Here is a 1,281-nt window from a genome sequence, read left to right as displayed (position 1 = left end):
CCCCCCCCCCCCCCCCCCCCCCCCCCCCCCCCCCCCCCCCCCCCCCCCCCCCCCCCCCCCCCCCCCCCCCCCCCCGGGCCCTCGGGAGGCGGGTGGGCGGCCGTGGGTGGCCGCGGTCAGGCCGTCGGCGGCGGCCCTCAGCCGCTCGCCGAGGGCGAGGATCTCCGTGCCCGGGCGCAGGGGCAGCCCGTCCTGCGTGGCGCCGGCCAGGCACAGCACGACGACGACGGTTCCGTCGGCGGCGAACACCGGCGCGTTGACCGCGGTGGCCCGGTAGTGGCCGGTCGGCTCGATGGTCGCGGGCAGGGTGTCGGCCAGGTCGAACACTCGACTGATCTCCTGCAGCATCCGGTGCAGTGTGGCGGCGTGCTCCGCGTGGCGTCGGTCGGCGCCGAGCTCGGCGGCCAGCCGGGCCAGGTCCTCGTGCGTGCGGTTCTCCACCTCGAGCGCCCAGCCGCGGGCCCGGACGCCGGCGAGTCCGGGACCCACCCGGGCCAGCGCGTCCACCGGCCGGTCCGGCCCGAGCCTGGCCAGCCACCGCTCGACCGCGCCGTTGTCGGCCCAGGCGACGCAGACCGCGCCGAGCGGGGGGCGCAGCGCGATCCGCTGGCCCAGCCGCAGGCCGTGGTAGGGAGTGCTCGCCGGGGCGGGCGCCTCGCTGGCGGGTGCGCAGCTGATCTCCGCGACGAGCAGGTCGTCCGGCTCGCCGGGGATGGCCCCGTTGACCAGCGCGACGCACATCAGGCCCGTCACCTCGGCAAGTTCGCGGACGACCGGCCGGGTGCTGTCGAGGACCGGATGGCCCCGCGCGGCGGCGGTTCCGGCGGCGACGAGCGCCGGGCCGAGCCGGTAGGTGCGCCGCTGGGGGTGACGCAGCAGCCAGCCCCGCCGAGCGAGGGCGACGACCATCGGATGGACCGTGGCCTTGTTGACACCGGTCTCCCGGGCGATGTCGGCCAGGGTGAAGGCATCGTCGGGTCGGCTGGCCAGCAGGTCAACCAGGTCGAGCAGACGCTCCGTCTGCGGTGAGGGCCTGCTCATGATGGCCGAGCGTAGTCGGATCCGACCCGGGCTGTTCGCATAGTGCAACCATTGATTTGGCAAATCCCACCTGAGACGCTGGACACGCTGGCCGACCCGGCCCGCCACCGACGACCGCCCCGCGCCGGTCCAGCCACCACCCTTCGAGGAGTCACCGATGACGCCCGCGGAGCGCACCACCGGTTCAAGCCCCCCGCTGCCCGCCGCGCCGCCGGCGGCCGACCCGGGGCGCCCCGCACC

The 1,281-nt window shown here is 77.2% G+C and carries 1 protein-coding gene; it reads right to left on the bottom strand.

Annotation, left to right across the window (positions count from 1 at the left end; all coding sequences use genetic code 11):
• A partial coding sequence (locus tag MXD58_RS27835) for a helix-turn-helix domain-containing protein (protein WP_250611135.1) occupies positions 1 to 1,041 on the bottom strand: 1,041 nt, incomplete at its 3' end.
• Between the last annotated feature and the right edge of the window lie 240 nt (positions 1,042 to 1,281).

Source organism: Frankia sp. AgKG'84/4 (assembly GCF_023242965.2).
GTDB lineage: Bacteria > Actinomycetota > Actinomycetes > Frankiales > Frankiaceae > Frankia.
The sequence above is the reverse complement of the archived record's forward strand: the minus strand, read 5'-3'. Positions and strand labels throughout refer to the sequence as shown.